At 62.0% G+C, this 532-nt stretch carries 1 protein-coding gene; it reads left to right on the top strand.

Annotated elements, in window-relative coordinates; all coding sequences use genetic code 11:
• Nucleotides 1-79 precede the first annotated feature (79 nt).
• Nucleotides 80-532 (top strand): ATP-binding cassette domain-containing protein (locus tag HW443_RS12840; RefSeq protein ID WP_176238404.1); only part of this gene is annotated, 453 nt, incomplete at its 3' end.

The following is a 532-nucleotide window of genomic DNA, read 5'->3' as shown; positions in this document are numbered from 1 at the left end:
AGAGTTGTTGACCACGCTCCGGCACATGGCGACCGAGGGGCATACCGTGATCTTTATCACCCACAAATTGGAGGAGGTCATGGCCATCAGCGATCAGGTTACTGTGTTGCGCCAGGGTAAGGTGGTGGCCACCTTGAAGACGGGCCAGACCGACGAGCGTGAACTGGCCCGGTTGATGGTCGGTCACGAGATGCTGTTTCGGCTGGACAAGAAGCCAGCGCAGCCCGGGCAGACTATCCTTCAGGTCGAAGGCCTGCATGTCCTTGGCGACAAGGGCTTACCGGCTGTGAAAGATGTTTCCCTGAACGTCGCCGCCGGGGAGATTGTGGGAATTGCCGGAGTGGCTGGCAACGGGCAGCGCGAACTGGCCGAAGCCCTGGTCGGGCTGCGTCCGGTGCTGGCCGGGCGTGTCCTGCTGGGTGGTCAGGAGGTTACCCATTCCCCCCCACGCCTCCGTATCGAGCAGGGTATCTGCTACGTGCCAGGCGAACGTCTGACCGGGCTGATCCCCAACATGAGCGTTGCGGAGAAC

The sequence above is a fragment of the Candidatus Hakubella thermalkaliphila genome (genome assembly GCF_013281975.1).
Classification (GTDB): domain Bacteria; phylum Actinomycetota; class Humimicrobiia; order Hakubellales; family Hakubellaceae; genus Hakubella; species Hakubella thermalkaliphila.
This window is presented reverse-complemented; position numbering and strand designations above follow the sequence as displayed.